Origin of the sequence: Helicobacter burdigaliensis (genome assembly GCF_003670295.1) — a bacterium.
In the GTDB taxonomy this organism is placed as follows: Bacteria; Campylobacterota; Campylobacteria; order Campylobacterales; family Helicobacteraceae; genus Helicobacter_D; species Helicobacter_D burdigaliensis.
In genome coordinates, this window is the sequence record NZ_QXJG01000003.1 from 49,352 (window position 1) to 68,543 (window position 19,192).

Below are 19,192 nucleotides of genomic sequence, written 5' to 3' on the forward strand. Positions count from 1 at the left end.
GCAATGAAACTACCCTTTTATCAACAAGTAAGGCAAAGCTTTGCGTGATGATCTAGTGTCAGTGATTACAGACTTATCTTTAAATAAAATCTTTACTTTCTTTCTAGATTTAGAAGTTTAATCTTTTTATCTAACCCCCCATTATAGCCACCCATTCCACCTTTTGCTACCACCCTATGACAAGGGATTAAAATTGCAATTTTATTTTTACCATTTGCATTACCCACAGCCCTAAAAGCCTTTGGCTTATTGATATTTTGTGCAACTTGTGCATAAGTCCTAACCTCACCATAAGGTATTTTTAAAAGCTCCCTATAAACCGCCCTCTCAAACTCACTTCCCAAGATTCTAAGTGGCAAATCAAATTTTTCTCTTTTGCCTAAAAAATACTCTTCTAATTGCCTTTTGCATTCTCTAATAAGGGTGTTTTCTCTAACTTCTATCTCCTCCCCTTTTTCCACAAAATCCACACAAAGAATCTCATTTTGAGTTGCAAAGATTTTTAATCCCCCAATAAGACTTTCCATTACACCACAAAAAATCTCCAAAATTCCTCCTAACCCCAAATAAAATATGCAAAAAATGTTATAGCACACATACCAAATAAATTCACTAGTCCCCCATATTTTATCATTTCAATCTGTTTAATATAACCTGTACCATATACAATCGCATTAGGAGGAGTAGCCACAGGAAGCATAAAAGCACACCCAGCACCCATTGCAACCACTAAAGGCAAGACTTCTTTAGGCAATCCAAGTGCTTCTCCTGCCACCAAAAAAATAGGAAGTAAAAGTGCCGCACTTGCTGTATTGCTTGTAAATTCAGTAAGCAAAATCACAAAAAAGGCTACCACCAAAATCACAAGCACTGCACTGCTATCTCCCAAAACATTAACAATTTCATTTGCAATCAACGCACTCGCGCCCGTATCTTTTAAAATTGCATTTAAGGTTAGCCCCCCTCCAAACAAGAATAAAACCCCAAAATCTGTATTTTTTTGAATATCTTTCCAACTAGCCACACCACTAATCCCAATAGCCCCTACAGCACATATTGCTATGAAAGTATCCATTTCTTCAATTCCACCAAAAAGCTCCGAAATCTTAGAGCTAAAAATCCAAGCTAATGCCGTGAGTGCAAAGATTACTAAAGTAGTGATTTTTTGCATATTCCATATAAATTCTTCACGCTTAATTTCAAAATCTTCATGTAATTTTGGCTTCAAAAGCTGCCACAAAATAAAAATACAAACAGGCAACATCACAAGCATAAAAGGAACTCCAACAACCATCCATTCTAAAAAATCCATATCCAAAAATCTAGCCGCCATTGCATTAGGAGGGCTACCCACTAGCGTCCCAAATCCACCAATCCCTGCACTATATGCAATCCCAAGTAAGACAAAGACAAAAGTATTGCGATCTTTACTAGAATCTAAATTTGACAAAACCCCAAGCCCAAGAGGCAACATAATCGCCGCTGTTGCTGTGTTGCTAATCCACATTGAAATCAATGCACTTAGCACAAAAAGCATTAAAAATGCAAATTTTATATTGCCTTTTGCTAATAGCATCAAACGATTTGCAATCCATCTATCAATCCCTTGAATATGCAAAGCACAAGCTAAAGCAAAACCACCAAAAAATAAAAAAATTGTAGGATTTGCAAACTCTCTAAAAGCTCCCACCACATCACTAAGCCCAAAAATAATCGCAAGAAGTGGCACTAAAAGTGCGGTAAAAGCCGTATGAATAGCCTCGCTAATCCATAAAATCGCAGAAAAAACCAAAATACAAATCCCAATATTTGCATCTCTTTCAAAAGGAAGCAAGTTATAAAGCAGTGCAAAAACAATAATATCTACAAAAACAATCCCTAAAGTTTTACCCAATCCACCCATATTATTTAAACCATTTCTTAATTTTATCCATTATTCCTTCACAAGCACTAATGGGCTTTGAAGATTCATAGCCAAAAGAATTGTGTAATTCTTCTAATAGTTTTTGTTGATTTTCATCAAGCTTTTGTGGATAAACAATCTTAACCACTGCTATAAAATTCCCTTTTTTAGAGCCATTGACACTCTTAATCCCCTCTCCATGAAATACAAATTGTTGCTTATCTTTCACACCTTGTGGAATTTTCAAATCCAATTCTTTAGTAAGTGAGGGAATCTTAATCACACCTCCAAGCATTACAAGCGTAAAAAATACAGGAACTTCTAAATATACATCATTATGATGCCTTATAAAATGCTCATCTTCTTGCACTTCTATTTCAAGATACAAATCCCCTCTTGTGCCATCTTCTAGTGTATTTCCTCTTTTGCTAATGCGGATTTGATTCCCATTATCCACACCCTCTGGGATATTTACTTCAAACTTTTCTTTTTGATGGCTATACCCCTTGCCTTGACAAGTAGGACATTTCTCACTTACCTCTTCCCCACTTCCGTGGCATTTAGAGCAAGTTTGTGCAAAAGTCATAAAGCCTTGAGAAAAGGTTTCTCTACCGCTTCCTTTACAAGTTTTACAAGTTGTAGTTTTACCCCCTTTAGCTCCACTTCCCTTGCAATCTTTACAAGCAACCTTATAGGTAATTTCAATCTCTTTTTTACAACCAAAAACAGCCTCATGGAAGCTAAGCTCTAATTCTTGTGCTAAATCCTTTGTATATTTACTTTGTTTGCCCTGCTTTCTGCCTCCACCAAAGCCTCCAAAACCTCCACCAAAAAAGGAATTAAACACATCAAAAATATCTTCCATTCCACCGCTTGAAAATCCGCTACTTTCTAAACCTCTTTTGCCATATCTATCATAAATTTGTCTTTTTTCATTATCACTTAAAACTTGATAGGCTTCATTTACCTTTTTAAACATCTCTTCTGAATCTTTATCATCAGGATTCCTATCTGGGTGGTATTTCAATGCCATTTTGCGATAAGCTTTTTTAATCGTATCGCCATCGGCATTTCTTTCTACTTGTAAAATCTCATAATAATCAAACTCTTCCAAGAAAAGCTCCTTTAATATTTTAAAAATGTAAATTCTAGCTAAAATTAGTTTTATGAGATATTAAACGACTTTAACATAAAATTCATTTTATGAAATCTTATCCACATTATTTTGCAAAATTAGTCGAATCATTAGAAAAGTTACCAAGCATAGGTAAAAAATCCGCTATGCGTTTAGCGTATTTTTTAGCCTATGAAGATAAATTTAGCGCCTTGCAAATTGCTCATAATATTGAAACTTGTGTGCAAAATTTAAGAACTTGTGAGAGTTGCAATGGGATTAGCGAGGGGCATTATTGTGAGATTTGCCTTGATGAATTAAGGGATAATGGCGAACTTTGTATTGTGGCAAATCCTAGAGATATTTTTCTAATTGAAGAAGGGGGCGAATTTAGAGGAAAATATTTTGTAATTAAAGATATAGAATCACTCAATCTAAAAGCTTTGGAGCAAAAAATCCTTCAAGAAAAAATAGTAGAAATCATTTTTGCACTTAGCCCCTCTTTAGGAAGTGATAGCCTTATTTTATTTTTAGAAGACAAACTCGCACATTTAGGATTACAATTTAGCAAAATCGCTCAAGGAGTCCCAACAGGAGTAAGCTTAGAAAACATCGATCAACTCTCACTCCTTAGAGCCTTACAATCAAGAATAAAAATATAATTTAGATTATAAATAAAATTTTGCTATAATTTAGAAAAATTTTGCTATTTTTAGGAGTGCAAATGACTAGATGCCTCTTTAGCCTTGTTTTGTTATCGTCTTTTATCTATGCAGAACCCATAGAGCCAAGCACGCCAAGTGGAGCTGTGGATAGCTTTAATGCTTATTATGGCATTACCCCTAGCACAAATTCCACAAAACCAGATTCTAGCCAAAACCATACCCCTAACCAAGAAACAACAACGCAAGAAAATCCTATTGCAGAATCTCAAAAATCCCCCCAACAAACTAAAGAAGCTTCTATGCAAAGCTCACAAAATCATCCCTTACTAGAACAACGCAAAAAAAGGCTTCTAGGAGTTTATGGTATGGGAAATATCGTAGAATCGGATGCAAAATTAAGCATTGAAGGTTTTGCTACACAAAAGCACGATTTAGAAGAACGCCCTTTGGGTTTTGGTTTGCAAGCAGGTTATCTATTGAGCGAAAATCACAGAATCCTTTTAGGCTATGAAAAATCCTTAAAGAAAAATGGCTTTGCCTATACAAGTGCCACACTAGGCTATGCTTTCACCCCACGCCTCCCAAACACTTCGCGTTGGCGTGCATTGCTAGGAGCAAATGCTGGACTTGCTTTTGGGAAATTTGATAGAGGTAGCTTTGTGGTAAATAATAGTGCTATGGATGAGCTAAGCTATACTGGAATCACTTATGGTGTGAGGCTTGGGGCTATATATGAAAGCAACTATGGAGAGCTAGAGTTTGGTGTGCAATCTAAAAGGCTTGATTTTGGTGAGGAGGCTAGCAATGTGTTAATCAACGATACAAGGACAGGCACAAAGCTAGATTTAAGCGAAACTTCAAGCACGGGATTCTTCTTTGGTTATAACTACCTCTTCTAGCCCTATAAAACTTCCCAAAAAGCCTTCATTTAACTTTATTTACAATCTTTTAGAAGAGCAATACAATCTTTTTAACCAAGAGCTAAGCACAAACTCCCACCCCGATCCCATTATGGTAGCAAAGGAGCTTTTAAACCATAAGAAGCGGGATAAACTCATTTTATTTTGTGCGCTTTTCTCCTATGGAAATGCCAAAGCGATTGTGAATTTTCTAAACTCTTGCAATCTTAAAGCCCAAGCTCCAAGCTTCCTAAAGCCCTACCGCTTCCAAAATACAGAGGATATAAATAACTTTTTTAACACACTTTTAAAAGTCCCTATTTATGAAATTTTCTTAGAATCTTATAAGCAAGAAAATTCCGTGCTTTATGGCATAGAGGCTTTGCAAAATGCACTTTTAAAGACATTAAAAACCCCTTTAAGTGAAGGATTAAAATTCCTAATAGGCATTCCAAATAGCCACTCCCCACTCAAGCGGTGGAATATGTTTTTACGCTGGATGGCACGAAGCGATAGGCTTGATTTTGGATTATGGAGGGAGGTGGATAAAAGCACTCTTATTTTACCCCTTGATACCCACACTTTTAAAATTTCGCACAAACTTGGCTTATTAAAGCGCAAAAGCTATGATTTAAAAGCCGCCTTAGAAATCACTCAAAATCTAAAAAGACTAGATCCACAAGATCCCATAAAATACGACTTTGCACTCTATCGTATCGGACAGCTTGGTTTGCTAGATGGATGATTTTGTGTAACTTTTACAAAAAAATTTAAAAAATTTTATTTTCTCTTTAGTTTTTTAAAAAATTACCGATATGTTATTATATTTTAAAAATAAAATAAAAGTTTTAAAAAGTGAGGATAAATGCAAACTATAAATATAAATAACTATTATGGTGGGAAAGTATTTGCACCTAGTGCAGAAAAATATCAAGAAATATTAAAAAAAGAAGCAGAAAGAAAAGCTCAAGATTTTATAAAAAATCTTGAGCCAAATAAGAGTGGCTTTAATTTTTGGGAACCCAACTCTTATTCTTATACTGGTTATAATCTTGGATTTTCTAAATTTTATAGTTATATTAATTCTAGCGATTCTAATCTTAATAATCATATACCCTATAATCTTTTACAATACAATACCAAAGGAGAAGGAAGCACTCTTAAAACTGCACTAGGAGAGGTTGAAGTCTTTTTGGATTTTTTCAATGATGAATCTATGCTAGAAGCAGGTAAAATCAACAGAATGGGAGATTTATTTAAGTTTGATAGCAATCAAGATGGATTTTTAAACAAAGAAGATGAGCTATTCTCAAAGCTAAAGATTAAAACCTCTAGTGGCAAAACACTAAATTTAAGCGATGTGGTAGGCACACTTGATTTATATTCCTTCGTGCAAGGGGTGGATAGGACAAGTGCTAAAGAAGTCAAAGAGTGGATAGAAAATAACAAAAATGGCAGTATAGACTATGCAAATCGCTCTTTAAATGGACATATTTATATGAGCCACACCGATATTCGTATGTATCAAGATGATATTATGAAGCTTTTCCCACCCGAACAACGCTACAAACCCATTAAAAAAAGAAGAAATTAGAGAGATGTTTGATGCACTAGCTGATGAAGATGGCTGGGTAAATCTAAGAGATCCTAAGGTAAATGAAGCACTTTTTGCAAGTGGGGAATTTATCACAAACTTTGCTTACAAAAAGAAAAATCTAGCAGGAGTGGAGGTTTTAGAAGAGTTTAATATCGTTGGCAGTTTAGATGATGGCAAAAGGATACCTCGCTATAAAGATACAAATATAAGAGAATATGAAGATATTTTACGCACAAAATATGGCGATAAAGAAAGCTATGAGTCTCACTATACAGAACTCTTTAATAGCTTTTATGAAGAATATAAAGAAGCACAAGAAGACTTTGAGGCTAAAAAAGAAGCGATTTTAAACGATACACAAATTAGCGAAGATAGAAAAGAGCAAGTAGCCTCCATAGACAAATCAAATATTATGATAGCTTTAGAGCAAGAATTCACAAATATTACTGGGCTAGAGTTTAGCAAAGAAAAGCTAGAAGAGATAAAAGAAGCGCTAAACAATCCCACTAAGCAAAAAGAAATCATAGCTAAAATGAGCGATTTAGATTCAGTAACTTCTATGAAGCTAGAAGATGATGGGTTTATCACTTTGCATTTTAGCTCTGGAAGAGAGATAAAAGTAGATGCACTCTATAATGACACAGGCACACTCCACATCACAAAAGAGGGAGATAGAGCTGCTATCAACCTAAAAGCCCAAAGCTTAGAAGATGAGGAGCTAAATGAGCTTGATTTTAAAGAAGTGGGGATTAAACAAGGGGAAAATATTGTAAGTTTGCAAGATATTGGTGCGAAGATGATAGAAAAAATAATAGGCGAAAATGGAAAATTTCTAGGTTTTGCAATCACAACTGCTAATGATACGCTTTTTGTAAATGCACTCTATAACATTTATACACTCGATGGATTAAATAAAAATCGTGAATTTAGCGTTGAAGTATAACTAGCACATTTTAAAAAGGCGTTCATAAAGAACTGCCTTAATTTTTATTTATTATTTCATTCCTAAAATTGTATTTATCATCTCATCTATTGCCGTTACCATCTTTGCATTTGCACTATAACCACTTTGATAACGGATAAGATTTACAAGCTCATCATCTACTGAAACTTCTGAAATAGCCTTATATTCTTGCTTTATAGATACATATACTACCTCTTTTGTTTCTCTTGTGGCATTGGTTGCCTCTGCATCACTTGCCACTTTTGAAGAAAGGAATCTAAAAAATCCACTAATTGTTTCTTGGTGTTCTGTGCCATCAGGGCTAAAGAAAGAAATTTTTTGATTTTGCAATTCTTGCATTAAGTTTGCCATTTCAAAATTCCCCTCTACTGGCTCTCTATAAGCTTGAATCAAAGTAGGATCATCACGATATTTTAAAGCAAGATTCATATCTAGCGCACTATTTCCCTCAAAAAGCCTATTAATTCCTAAAGCACCCGCAAAATTTGTGCCTTTATCTTGAAAGGAGATATAAATCTCCTCGCTTGGATTTTTAGAAGTAATTGAGAAAGTTTTTGTATCATTGTTAAAAGTAGCTACAAACCTATCATCAAAGTCATTACTTGCATTTCCATCGCCATTATCATCAATATTTGCATTAAGCTGATTGACAATATCCTGCATAGTAGTTCTACTATTAATAGTTACGGTTCTTGTGCCTATGGGCTCACCCTCTTTATTATACATCACAACATCAAAACTACCCTCTTTTACATTATACCCACTGCCTACTAATGAATCTTGAGTCCCTATCTTTAATACATCAGAATTAGCCCCTGTCTGTGCAGTTTGCGCATAAATATTATTCGTAGCTTCAATCATACCTTGTGCAAAGGTATCCAAATCATTAATATATTGTTGCAATTTACCGATATTTCCATTGCACCCTAGCACATCATCGGTTCTAATCAAATCTAAAATAGCACCTACCTTACCGCTATTAAGACTATTTGTAAGATCATATACCTTATGATCGCTTCTTTGGTATTTGATTTCATAAATTCCACTTGCATTTTGTGAATTATCCAAAACCAAAGGGTGAAAAGAAGCTCCATCTACTAATGCCATGCCACCCACTGTTAGCGTATAGCTCTCTTCAAAATCCGCTATTTGGTCATCACCACTCCCTTTAATCCCATCTTTAAATGTATCACAACCAATGAGATTATTAAGCTCATATTCATACTTGTCTCTTAAATCTCTTAAATCATTTGCTTTTTTATTTAATCCTTGATTTTCATAAAGACTAATTTGCTTGTTTAATTCAGCAATTTGAGAACCTAGCCTATTTACCTCATCTACTGCAACTTTCATCTCATCATTTAAGCGTTGTTGCAACTGAACTAAGCGTTCTCTTGTATCACGAACATTTTGAGAGAGTGTTTGTGCTTGCTCTGCTAGTGAAGTTTTTTGTGCTGGGTCTCCTGCTTTTGTAGATAAATCCTTCCAAGCATTAAAATAATTTTGCAAATCATTAAAAATACCTACTCCATCAATTTCTGGAAAATAAGAAGAAGCTTCTTTAAGCCCTGAAAAACTCGTATCATAGTAGGTTTTCTCCACACTTGCTTTTTTATAACGCGAAAAGGTATATTCATCATGAATCCTCTCCACTGTCATAATATTTAAGCCTTGCCCTAAAGCATAATTTTGCTTCCAAAGTGGTGTTTGAGCCGAACTTCTTACCACCTGCCTAGAATAAAATTCATTATTGGCATTTGCAATATTATTACCTGTTACATCCACCATTACTTGATGGCCACTAAGCCCTGTATAAGGAGTATTTAAAGAAGAAAGTAACCCACCCATAAATCCCCCTTAAGCCTCTGCTTTTAAAAAAGAAGAACCACCAAGAGAGCTTTTTTGATAGCCCCTCTCTTCAAGAGGCACCATCTTTTTAAGCAAGGAATTATAAAGCTCTGAAACCGCCAAAGACATTCTACCAAAGCGATAATTAAGTTGCTTTAGAATTTCTAGTCTATCATGCAATTTTGCTGTAAATTCACTTGCACCCTCGCCTAAAAGTTTCTTTTTATCTTCATAACTTAAATCTGTGATTGTAGCATTAGGATAATCTTTTCTTAGCTTTTCTTCAATACTTTTTGCATAAGCTTCTTTTTTGTGGATAAAAGAGGTAGTAAGCTCCTCTTTTTGGGAGATACGCGCAAAAATCTCTTCGTTTTTAGCTTCTTTAATATCTGCGATATCTTGCTCTGTGATTGCAATAAGAGCATCAATATCTTCTAGTGCATCTTTTAAAAATTGCAAGGACATAAATAACTCCTTATAAATTTAGTTATTTATTCTCCAAGCAAATTTTGTGCCAACTTCTCTGCACTCCCCTTAATATCTATTGTATAGCTTCCTTCTTGAATAGACTTTTTTAAGGCTTCTATCCTTGAATTCCCTGCACTTTGTGCGACATTTTCTTGTTTATTAACATTTTCATTCTTACCATTGATAGAGGAATTTCCTCGACTCTGCGTTATGGTAGAAGAAAAAGTCGGATTGTTTAATAAGTTATTAACCATTCTTTTTCTCCTTTCTTAATCTTTATAAAATCTATATCGGACATTTTTCAAAAAACTTAAAAACTTTCTTTAATACTTTTTGAAATATCTTGCAAAAATTTCTCTGTATCAGTTTTTGGAGCAACTTCTACTTGATTATTGTTGTTGTATAAAGGCACATTTGCTCCACCTATCTTAATTGCATATAAAATTACAAAAAGCATAAAATAAACAAACATAAAAAAGCCAATAGAAGGCACAAACCAATCTTTCATCACTAGTCCTTTATGAAAATATACCATAAAACTTCCTATTTTTTCTTAAATTAAATTATAAAGATTTTACAAAAAGCGATTTTATAAAAATTACTAAAACTTAGAGCAATCTCTAAGTGTCTTTTATAAACCTTTTAGAATTTAATTTTTAGCCCTTAAGAATTAAAAACACTTTTTATGCTATAATCTTTTTAGTCCATTTGGTAAATGGATAAAAAATTGTGGTAACCTATATATGTGTAATTACGCTCAACTCTTTTAAAAAGGGTTGGGCTTTTTTTTTGGTAAATTTTTGGGATAGGGGTGGGAATTACACATATATTAAGGAGTCCATAATGGATTATTTAAATTTTTCCATTGCAGTTATTGCAGTAATCATTACACTTTTTAGAGAAGAGATAAGAGAAGTCTTATTTAAACTTGGAAAGTAAATAACTGCCCCGCAATTTCTACTGCAAGACTTTACCGCCCTTGCAGTAGTTTTTCTTTCTCATTACTTTATTACACCTTAAATGCATTGATTATAAACCATTTAAAACTCTAGCCCTTACAAACCTACCAAAAATATTTTTATAATTGTGTAAAAAGGAGGATAACCCCCCTTTTTTCAAGAAGTAAAATAAGAAGAAATTATTGTTTTAATCCTAAAAGTGTATTTAGAATTTGATCAGAAGTTGTGATAGATTTTGAGCTTGCTTGGAATCCTCTTTGCACGACGATAAGCTGTGTCAAACCTCTACTTAAATCCGCATTACTCATCTCTAGCTTAGAACCCTGCACATTTCCTCTACCTCCGCTTCCAGCAGTTCCAAAGGTAGGATCTCCAGAGTTTGGAGATTCTGCATAGAGATTATTTCCTGCTTCTTGCAAACCTTCATAATTTGGGAAAGTTGCTACGGCTACTTGAGCAAGTGCTAAATTCACACCATTGCTAAAGTTTCCTATCATAGTTCCTGTTGCATCAAAATAAAAATCTCTTAGGCTTCCTGCTGCATATCCATCGCCTGTGATTTTTTCTGCATTGGATTCATTAGCATTACTTGTAAGTCCATCATAGCCCCCTGCTGTTCCAAAGTTTAGATCAATGCTTTGAGGGAATTTTGCACCCGTATTTGGCTTAAACTGAATGGTTGAAGGATTAAATCCTAAAAGTTCCCCTTGTTCTCCAAAGGTTACACTTCCACCCTCTAGGATATTAGGACGCTGCGCTGTTCCACCGATAAGCTCTGCTGGCTCTGGCACGATAAGCCTCCAGCTCCATTGATTTTTAGATTCTTTTTTGAATTCAATTTTCATCTCATGTTTATTGCCTAAGCTATCATAAACTTCTAGTGTTTGAGAGAATGCTGCTTGTCTAATACCTGCTGTTGTCGTTGTGTTGCCACCCTCTACTAGCACACCTGTATTCATTGCTTTCATTTGATTTTTGAAAAGCACATTTGTGGTATTTAAATCATCATTATAAGCAGATACGAAGATATTTAAATTATCATAGGCTGCCTCTGTGCCATTTACTCCACCATTTCCTTGCACTTTTCCATCTTGCTTATTGTTAATCTCAAATTGCCCATTGCTATTTAGCTTCACAGATACACTAAAGTTAGAAGCTTTAAACCAGGCTCTAGCTCCCGTCATAGCTCTAGCTGCTGCTGCACTATCTCCGCCAAATTGCTTTACTTTATTTGCATCATGTTGCATAAGCGCTCTTAAATCTTCAGTAGTTCTAAATCTGCCTGAATTTGAATCTGCATCGGTTTGTGTAGTATAGCGATATTCAAAAGCAGTAGTAACTGTATCGCTTCCACTAAAGGCTACTGCAACACCATTTCCATTTTCTCTAGTAACGAATCCACCGGCAGCTCCTCCACCAGCAGCGGCAGCAAAAATACCATTATCAAACCCACTTGCACGGATATTTTTATTAGATCCATCACCATCAAGTTGGTTTGTATTTTGTAAAATCAATCTTCCATCTTCCACTAAAGCTTCTACACCGGTTTTATCTTTTAGATTATTAATCGCAGTTTGTGCTGCTAAAAGATGTGAGGAGCCAGATACATCTGCATCATTTGTCCAAGTAATTTGCTGACCATTAATCGTAACGGTTGTAGTAATAGGTCCTGCATTTTGTGCTGTTGCTGCACTTCCTAATGCGATTTCTTTAGAAGTAGCAGTTTGGTAGCTTATCCATATTCCTTGCCCTTCTTGAAGATTCATAGCCTCTCCGCCATCGCTAAACATTGTTCCAATATCTTGTTCTACTTCTACTTGTCTATCAGCAGAATCATAAACCCTATCCAAGCCCCCTTGAATATAATTGTTACCCGGTGTGCTATCTAGCGGACTAGGACAAGTAAGATTTGAAGTTTTATTTCCACTTGTTAGATTGATATTCCCAAAAATTTCTGAAGTTGCCTTAGCAGGAATGGATAATCTAGGATCAATCGTAATATTTCCAATAGGTCCTGTGGAATCCACTTTATTAATAGAATCTCCCCCACAATCTGAACCAAGCTTAGAGAGATCTCTCACCCAACCTTGCACAATAAAACCTGAAGTATTCACAAGATTTCCAACCGCATCAAAAGAAAATGCACCATCTCTTGTATATTGTCTTGTAAAACCACCATTATTAGACACAACAAACATACCATTGCCGTCTAAAGCTAAGTCGTTTTTTCTATCTGTATTTTGTAAAGAGCCTTGTGAAAAAACTTTTGTAGTTGTTTGGATACCTGTCCCAAGCCCTACTGAATAATCATTAATACCGCCATATCCTGCATAAGGAATAGTTGCTCCGCGTTTGGTTTGGCTAACCATAGTGGAAAAATCTGCTCTTGAATATTTAAAACCATTTGTATTTACATTAGCAATATTGTTTGATTCCACATCTAATGCAACTTGATGTGCTTGCATACCGCTTACACCAGACCATAAAGACCTTAACATCTTAAATCCTTTGTAGAAATATTTTTGAGAAAATTAAAGCAATTATTGTTCCACTTTTTACAAATTTCAATCCAAAAAAATACAAAATCATTAAATTTTAAAAATTTATTCTTTCTATCATTGCTAAGTCCTCTCTATTATTACAATCAGGTTGCTCTTTAAAGCACCACACAAAACTGCGTTTTGCTCGTGATAGTATTGTGGGTGCATCATTACATAGGAGTATTAGCCACAAAGCAATCTACATTTAATTTATTTTTAGATAGAATACCACGCTAAAAACTCAAAAACAAGAGGATACAATGGCAAAAATAAGTATATTTGGTGGCGGTGCTTGGGGCAGTGCATTGCGTTATGCATTTAGTGAAAAAAATCAAAGTTTTATCATCTCAAGAAAAAATTTAGATTCTCCTTTTCAAATTACAAAAGAAGAAGCGCAAGATAGTGATTATTTTGTAGTTGCCATTAAAACTTCTGCACTCCTCTCTTGGCTTCAAAGTTCCCCACTCCCCAAAAACGCTAAGATATTAGTAGCTTCTAAAGGGATTTCAGAGGGGCTTTTTGTAAGTGATATTTTTACTAGATTTTATCCTTCTGCCAAACTTTGCTATCTAGCAGGCCCTAGCTTTGCTAAAGAGGTTTCACAAAATTTACCTTGTGCGCTTAATATCCATTCTAACAACCTAGAAGACGCTAAAGAGTGGCTTTCTCTTTTTCCTAAATTTATAAAACCCTATGCAAACACCGATGTAATGGGAGGTGAGATAGGAGGGGCTTATAAAAATGTTATTGCCATAGCGAGTGGGATTTGCTTTGGGCTAAAATTAGGCGATAATGCCAAAGCTTCACTGATTGCAAGGGGGCTTGTAGAAATGTGTAGATTTGGACAATTTTTTGGTGCTAAAGAAGAAACATTTTTAGGTTTAAGCGGTGCTGGAGATTTGTTTTTAACAGCAAATTCCACCCTTTCTCGCAATTTTCGTGTAGGCATTGGATTAGCACAAAACAAAAAACTAGAAATTATTTTAAAAGAGCTTGGAGAGGTAGCCGAAGGAGTGCAAACTTCTAAAGAAATCTATGCTCTAGCTAGACAAAATAATATCTACACTCCCATTGCTAAAGAAGTTACCCTCATTTTAGAGGGAAAAGATCCTAAAAGTAGTCTAATGGATTTAATGAAAAATTAACTAAGCTTTAAATATTCCTTGATATTTTTTAGCACTCCATTGATTAGAATTTCTTTAGAATCCTCATATCCCCACGCATTATGTGGGGTAAGTAAGAATTGTTTGGCTAATTTTGGATTTAAAAAGGGGTGATTTATATCCATTGGCTCTTTAGAAAACACATCAAAACCTGCATAAATTTTATGATTTAACATTAAAGTGCTTAAATCCTCTTCATTTACAATTCCACCACGCCCTACATTAATCAAAATTGATCCCTCTTGCATGAAGCATAGATTAGAAGCATTGAGAAGATTTTTTGTTTTTTCATTTAAAGGAGCGTGGATAGAGATAATGGCACTTGTCTTTAAAAGCTCTTCTAAACTTATGCTTTTATAATCTTTATTATCATTTTTACCACTTGTGGAATAATACACAATCTCTGCTCCAAAAGCCCTAGCAAGTCTTGCCACTTCTTTTCCTATGCTCCCTAATCCTATAATCCCCCACCTTTTACCATCAATTAGCCCTAAAGGCTCACTTAAATCCGTAAAAAGCCCACTTTTTGCATAAGCTCCACTTTTGCAAAAATCATCATAATAAAGAGTTTTAGCACTTAAATTCAAAGCCATCATTAAAGTGTGTTGTGCGACGCTTTTTGTAGAATAACCTGCCACATTTTTAACTTCTATATTAAATTCCTTAGCAGATTCTAAATCCACATTATTCATTCCTGTTGCTGTGATACAAATAAGCTTTAAAGTGCCTTGCAATTCTTTTAAAATACTTCTATCTAGCACTACTTTGTTGCTTAAAACTATCTCTACGCCTTTACATCTTTTTAGGGTTTCACTAGGTTTTGTGTTAGGATATTCTTTATAGTCCCCAAAATTACTCAAAACTTCTTTTAAATTATTTTTACCTAAACTTAATCCATCTAAAAAAACAATTTGCATTTATATTCCTTTTAGTTATAATTCCACTATCTATTTTACATCATTAAAGAGGATAAAATGCATAATTCTACAAAAATTGTTTCTATTTTATTAGATTCGCTTCCTTATATTAGATTCTTTCGCGGTTCTAAAATCGTGATTAAATATGGAGGGGCAGCACAGATTAACCCAGAGCTAAAAGAGCAATTTGCTATTGATATTGTTATGCTTTATATGCTTGGGATTAAGCCCATTATCGTGCATGGTGGAGGAAAAAGAATTAATGAATTATTAGATTGTTTAAAAATTCATTCTGAATTTGTGGATGGATTTAGAGTTACTAGCATTGATGCTTTGCGTGTCGTAGAAATGGTGCTTAGCGGGGAAATCAACAAAGAAATTACTTCCTTTTTAAACCATCATGGAGTAAATGCTCTAGGCATTAGTGGCAAAGATGCCTCGCTTTTTAAAGCAGTTCCAAAAGAAAATGGGAAATATGGTTACACTGGAGAAATTATAGAAACAAGGGGAGAAGTGATTGATAATCTTCTTTCTCAAAATCTTATTCCTGTGATTGCACCCATTGCTTGTGGAGATGAGGCAGGACACCCAGGATTTAATATTAATGCAGATAGTGCTGCAAGCGCCATTGCGATTGCCGCTAAGGCTAAAAGAGCAATTTTTCTAACCGATACAAAAGGGGTGCTAGACAATCAAGGGGAGATTTTAGAAAGTTTAAATTTAGAACAAACCCAAACACTCATTCAAAATGGCACTATAAAGGGAGGTATGATACCTAAAGTAGAGGCATGTTTAGAATGTGTGAGCAAGGGAGTAGAAAAAGCACATATTATTGATGGTAGAATCCCACATTCTTTACTTTTGGAGCTTTTTACAAGCAATGGAATAGGCACAGAATTTACACTAGAATAAAATAAAATCAATTTTGGAATGAAAGTTGCTTTAGCTTTAATAACAAATTGCAAATAGGAGTTTTAAATGAGCATATTTAGCTATTCACCCGCACGAGCCTTAGCACAAGAGGCACTGGATCACAGAGCATTACGCCGTGATATGATCGCTAGTAATATTGCAAATATTTCTACTCCTATGTATCGCCCAAAAGATATTAATTTTGAACAAATGATGGCACAAAAAGCAGAGGATATTTTTAACCAAAATAAAGATTTAGAGCTAAAAGTCGCTCTAACCAACAAAAATCATCTTTTACCTCAAAAAGAGCTAGACAATAGACCTACATTTTTCTACCGCGATGGACATCTAGCAAGAAACGATGGAAATAGTGTAGATTTAGATGTAGAAACTAGCGAAATGGCTAAAAATGATACGATGTATCAAGCGCTTGTAGGTGCTTTAAGAAAGCAAGGCGGTATTTATAGCTATGCAATTGAATCTTCTAAGAATATTTAAGGTGGCTTAAAATGTTTTTATCTAGTTTTGATATTAGTGGTTATGGACTTTCAGCCCAAAGACAAAGAATAAATTTAATCTCTTCAAATATTGCAAATGCAAATACCACAAGAACCGATGAGGGCGGACCTTATAGGAGAAGAGAACTCATATTTAAAGCTTTTGATTTTGATAAAGTTTTAAATCAAAAGTATGAAAAAAGCAATAATTTGCTAGAATATGAAGATCCATTAGATGAAATGGATAGTTTTGATGAGCAAAGGAAGCCAAAACCCACTTTAATGAGTGTGTATGTGGATAAGATTGTCCGCGATGATTCGCAACCTAGATTAAAATATGAGCCAAGCCACCCTGATGCAAATTCAGAAGGCTATGTGGCTTATCCTAATATTAATCCCGTTGTGGAAATGGCCGATTTAATAGATGCTACAAAAGCATATCAAGCAAATGTTGCCGTTTTTCAAAGTGCGAAAACTATGGCATCAACTGCTATTTCTATGTTCCAAGCATAAAGGATGATCAATGGAAATCAATAAATATGGTGTAGATTTACAAAAGCTACAAGAAAAGTTACAAGATGTGCCAAACTTATCTCCAAACCATGAGCTAAATCCGCCTGCAAAAACTTTTGGCAGTATGCTAAAAGATGCAGTAGATGAAGTAAATACATACCAAAAAACAACAGAACAAGCTATGGCAGATATGGCAACAGGACAGATTAAAGACTTGCACCAAGCAGCTATTGCAATAGGAAAAGCAGAAAATAGTATGAAACTTATGCTAGAAGTGAGAAATAAGGCAATTAGCGCCTATAAAGAATTGATTAAAACACAAATTTAATGGAGGACGCTGATTTCAAAAAAAGGGGCAAAGTCGCCCTACTCTTTTTTCTTATCGTTTTTGGATTTGCAATTTTTTTAGGCGTTATGCTCTATCATTCCCTAAACAAACAAGAAGATACAAATTTCACTACAAAACGCACACAAAGTGCAATAAGAGGCTCTATTTATAGCAGTGATGGCTTTTTGTTAGCTTCAAGCAAAAAAGTCTATAAAGCCGTAGTGAATACCTACAATATCGATCCAGCAAAAAAAGAACTTTTTATCAATCTTTTCTCCATTTATAGCAAAATACCAAAAGAAACCTTAGCACAAAAATTGCAAGAAAAAGGGAATGTGGTTCTCTCTTATGATATTGATTCAAAAACTGCAAGCTATTTACGTCAGTTAAATATCAAATTAAACCAACTAGATGTATTTATCTCTCATATTGACAAAAAAGGACGCGTATTTAAATACGGGCTATCTGTCGTAGAGAGCGGAGAAAGTAGGGATTATTTATATGGCAATAGTTTAGAACCCATTTTGGGTTATGTTAATAAACAAGATATTGACAATATGACACGCACACTTGGCATTAAAGGGATTGAAAAAAGCTATAATGAAAACTTAAAACCCATAAGCGATTCTTTAATGCTAGGAGAACGCGATATTGCTTTTAATGTGATTTTAAATAAAAAATCCACTTTAAAAGATAGAGTAGATGGCTATAATGCTATCACCACAATTCCTTTAAAATTGCAAAAAAAAATTGAACGCCTTGTAGATGAAAACGCTAAAAATCTTGGTGCTAAAGAAGTAGTAATAGGAATAATGGAAAGTAAAAGCGGAAAAATTCTCTCGCTTGCTACAAGTGCTAGATTTGATCCAAATGCGATTAGCAAAGAAGACTACCCAAAACTTAATGCAAGTGCTATTGAATATTCCTATGAGCCTGGTAGTATCATAAAACCTATTATTTATTCTATTTTGCTTGAAAACAACCTCATAGATCCAAAAGAAATCATAGAGCTTGATAAAGGGCGCTATAAACTGCATAATTTTTATATCACAGATACCCACCGCTTAGAATCTGCAAGCATTGAAGAAATATTGCTTTATTCAAGTAATATCGGTATGGCAAAAATCTCACAACGCCTAAGCCCAAGTGATTATAATCTATTCTTGCAAAATTTTGGCTTTGGAAATCTTAGCAGTATTGATTTGCCTTATGAACGCGTGGGTGTAATTCCTGATATTTCTCGCTTTAGAAGTGAAGTGTATCGTGCAAGCGTGTCTTATGGCTATGGGATTAGAACCACCTTTATCCAAATGCTAAAAGCTTACAACACAATTATAAGTGAGGGACTAGCCTATGAGCCTTATGTAGTAGAATATCTAGAAGATAGCAAAGGCGAACTCTACCGCATAAAGCACAACCCACCCACACAAATCATCTCTAAAAGCACAGCTTCCAAAGTCAAAGAAACTTTGATTAAAGTTGTTACACAAGGAACAGGCAAAAGTGCAAAGGTAGAAGGGCTTACCATAGGAGGAAAGACAGGGACAGCCCACATCGCACAAGGGGGGAAATATATCCGTAAATACAATAGCTCCTTTTTTGGTTTTGTAAGCGATGGAGATAAAGAATACACCATAGGAATTAGCGTCTTTGAACCCAATGAAACCGATGCTTATTTTGCCTCACAAACAGCAGTCCCCCTATTTCGTGGAATTGTAGAATTACTTCTTAAAGAAAATTTTTTAAAACACCCTAAAAACCCTTAAACCCGCTTTGTATTTTTAAAGCTCTAGCCTACTACATTTGCACGTATCACACAAAACTAATCTATAACCCGCCCATACGATAACATAAATTTTAATAACCCGCAAAAATAGTAAGAATACTTTTATGTTACTTAAAAAT

The 19,192-nt window shown here is 34.8% G+C and carries 20 protein-coding genes; 11 read left to right on the top strand and 9 right to left on the bottom strand.

Annotation, left to right across the window (positions count from 1 at the left end):
* Positions 1 to 92: 92 nt before the first annotated feature.
* From EBF09_RS02475 to dnaJ, 3 genes are read right to left on the bottom strand one after another with little or no spacing between them, the layout of a single operon-like run.
* Positions 93 to 548 (bottom strand): methylated-DNA--[protein]-cysteine S-methyltransferase, encoded by a 456-nt coding sequence (locus EBF09_RS02475; RefSeq protein ID WP_232817628.1) that lies wholly within the window; start codon positions 546 to 548, stop codon positions 93 to 95.
* 8 nt (positions 549 to 556) lie between these two features.
* Complete coding sequence (locus EBF09_RS02480) at positions 557 to 1,903, bottom strand: SLC13 family permease (protein ID WP_121763565.1); 1,347 nt, start codon at positions 1,901 to 1,903, stop codon at positions 557 to 559.
* Between the two features lies 1 nt (position 1,904).
* Entirely contained in the window at positions 1,905 to 3,017 is a 1,113-nt protein-coding gene (dnaJ, locus tag EBF09_RS02485; protein WP_121763566.1) for a molecular chaperone DnaJ, read from the bottom strand.
* Positions 3,018 to 3,097: 80 nt separating this feature from the next.
* Here dnaJ and recR point away from each other — a divergent pair, with 80 nt between their 5' ends.
* The 5 genes from recR (at position 3,098) to EBF09_RS02510 (ending at position 7,121) form a co-directional block, all read left to right on the top strand.
* Entirely contained in the window at positions 3,098 to 3,679 is a 582-nt protein-coding gene (recR, locus tag EBF09_RS02490; protein ID WP_198672516.1) for a recombination mediator RecR, read from the top strand.
* Positions 3,680 to 3,741: 62 nt separating this feature from the next.
* Positions 3,742 to 4,581 (top strand): hypothetical protein, encoded by an 840-nt coding sequence (locus EBF09_RS02495; RefSeq protein ID WP_232817629.1) that lies wholly within the window; start codon positions 3,742 to 3,744, stop codon positions 4,579 to 4,581.
* The gene (locus EBF09_RS02500) at positions 4,559 to 5,326 is read left to right on the top strand and encodes a TIGR02757 family protein (RefSeq protein ID WP_232817630.1); all 768 of its coding nucleotides are present in this window, start codon (positions 4,559 to 4,561) and stop codon (positions 5,324 to 5,326) included. Before EBF09_RS02495 ends, EBF09_RS02500 begins: the two co-directional genes overlap by 23 nt.
* Before the next feature lie 120 nt (positions 5,327 to 5,446).
* On the top strand, positions 5,447 to 6,175 hold the full coding sequence (locus EBF09_RS02505; protein ID WP_121763568.1) for a hypothetical protein: 729 nt from the start codon (positions 5,447 to 5,449) through the stop codon (positions 6,173 to 6,175).
* 4 nt (positions 6,176 to 6,179) lie between these two features.
* Entirely contained in the window at positions 6,180 to 7,121 is a 942-nt protein-coding gene (locus EBF09_RS02510) for a hypothetical protein (RefSeq protein WP_121763569.1), read from the top strand.
* 51 nt (positions 7,122 to 7,172) lie between these two features.
* On the opposite strand, the gene flgK is transcribed toward EBF09_RS02510, so the two are convergent.
* The 5 genes from flgK to flgE all read right to left on the bottom strand — a co-directional run bounded on the left by flgK (position 7,173) and on the right by flgE (position 12,915).
* Positions 7,173 to 8,990 (bottom strand): flagellar hook-associated protein FlgK, encoded by a 1,818-nt coding sequence (gene flgK, locus EBF09_RS02515; RefSeq protein ID WP_121763570.1) that lies wholly within the window; start codon positions 8,988 to 8,990, stop codon positions 7,173 to 7,175.
* 9 nt (positions 8,991 to 8,999) lie between these two features.
* Entirely contained in the window at positions 9,000 to 9,455 is a 456-nt protein-coding gene (locus EBF09_RS02520) for a hypothetical protein (protein WP_198672514.1), read from the bottom strand.
* Positions 9,456 to 9,481: 26 nt separating this feature from the next.
* Positions 9,482 to 9,712, bottom strand: coding sequence for a flagellar biosynthesis anti-sigma factor FlgM (locus tag EBF09_RS02525; RefSeq protein ID WP_121763571.1), 231 nt, complete (start codon positions 9,710 to 9,712; stop codon positions 9,482 to 9,484).
* A 56-nt stretch (positions 9,713 to 9,768) separates the two neighbouring features.
* Positions 9,769 to 9,966: a hypothetical protein gene (locus tag EBF09_RS02530; protein WP_121763619.1), complete on the bottom strand. Its 198-nt coding sequence runs from the start codon at positions 9,964 to 9,966 to the stop codon at positions 9,769 to 9,771.
* A gap of 630 nt (positions 9,967 to 10,596) precedes the next feature.
* Entirely contained in the window at positions 10,597 to 12,915 is a 2,319-nt protein-coding gene (gene flgE, locus EBF09_RS02535) for a flagellar hook protein FlgE (RefSeq protein ID WP_121763572.1), read from the bottom strand.
* A 302-nt stretch (positions 12,916 to 13,217) separates the two neighbouring features.
* Between flgE and EBF09_RS02540 the strand changes: the two genes are divergently transcribed.
* Positions 13,218 to 14,102, top strand: coding sequence for an NAD(P)H-dependent glycerol-3-phosphate dehydrogenase (locus EBF09_RS02540; RefSeq protein WP_121763573.1), 885 nt, complete (start codon positions 13,218 to 13,220; stop codon positions 14,100 to 14,102).
* Here the strand turns inward: EBF09_RS02540 and EBF09_RS02545 are convergent.
* Positions 14,099 to 15,037 carry a D-2-hydroxyacid dehydrogenase gene (locus EBF09_RS02545; RefSeq protein WP_121763574.1) on the bottom strand — a complete coding sequence of 313 codons (939 nt, stop codon included), beginning with the start codon at positions 15,035 to 15,037 and terminating at the stop codon, positions 14,099 to 14,101. The genes EBF09_RS02540 and EBF09_RS02545 overlap by 4 nt on opposite strands.
* Before the next feature lie 57 nt (positions 15,038 to 15,094).
* Here EBF09_RS02545 and argB point away from each other — a divergent pair, with 57 nt between their 5' ends.
* The 5 genes from argB to EBF09_RS02570 all read left to right on the top strand — a co-directional run bounded on the left by argB (position 15,095) and on the right by EBF09_RS02570 (position 19,053).
* Entirely contained in the window at positions 15,095 to 15,949 is an 855-nt protein-coding gene (gene argB, locus EBF09_RS02550; protein WP_121763575.1) for an acetylglutamate kinase, read from the top strand.
* Between the two features lie 66 nt (positions 15,950 to 16,015).
* The gene (gene flgB / locus EBF09_RS02555) at positions 16,016 to 16,447 is read left to right on the top strand and encodes a flagellar basal body rod protein FlgB (protein WP_121763576.1); all 432 of its coding nucleotides are present in this window, start codon (positions 16,016 to 16,018) and stop codon (positions 16,445 to 16,447) included.
* 11 nt (positions 16,448 to 16,458) lie between these two features.
* Positions 16,459 to 16,959 (top strand): flagellar basal body rod protein FlgC, encoded by a 501-nt coding sequence (gene flgC / locus EBF09_RS02560; protein ID WP_121763577.1) that lies wholly within the window; start codon positions 16,459 to 16,461, stop codon positions 16,957 to 16,959.
* A gap of 10 nt (positions 16,960 to 16,969) precedes the next feature.
* Positions 16,970 to 17,287, top strand: a complete 318-nt coding sequence (fliE, locus tag EBF09_RS02565; RefSeq protein WP_121763578.1) for a flagellar hook-basal body complex protein FliE — start codon at positions 16,970 to 16,972, stop codon at positions 17,285 to 17,287.
* On the top strand, positions 17,287 to 19,053 hold the full coding sequence (locus tag EBF09_RS02570; protein ID WP_121763579.1) for a peptidoglycan D,D-transpeptidase FtsI family protein: 1,767 nt from the start codon (positions 17,287 to 17,289) through the stop codon (positions 19,051 to 19,053). The genes fliE and EBF09_RS02570 overlap by 1 nt, the downstream gene beginning before the upstream one ends.
* The last annotated feature ends 139 nt before the right edge of the window (positions 19,054 to 19,192 follow it).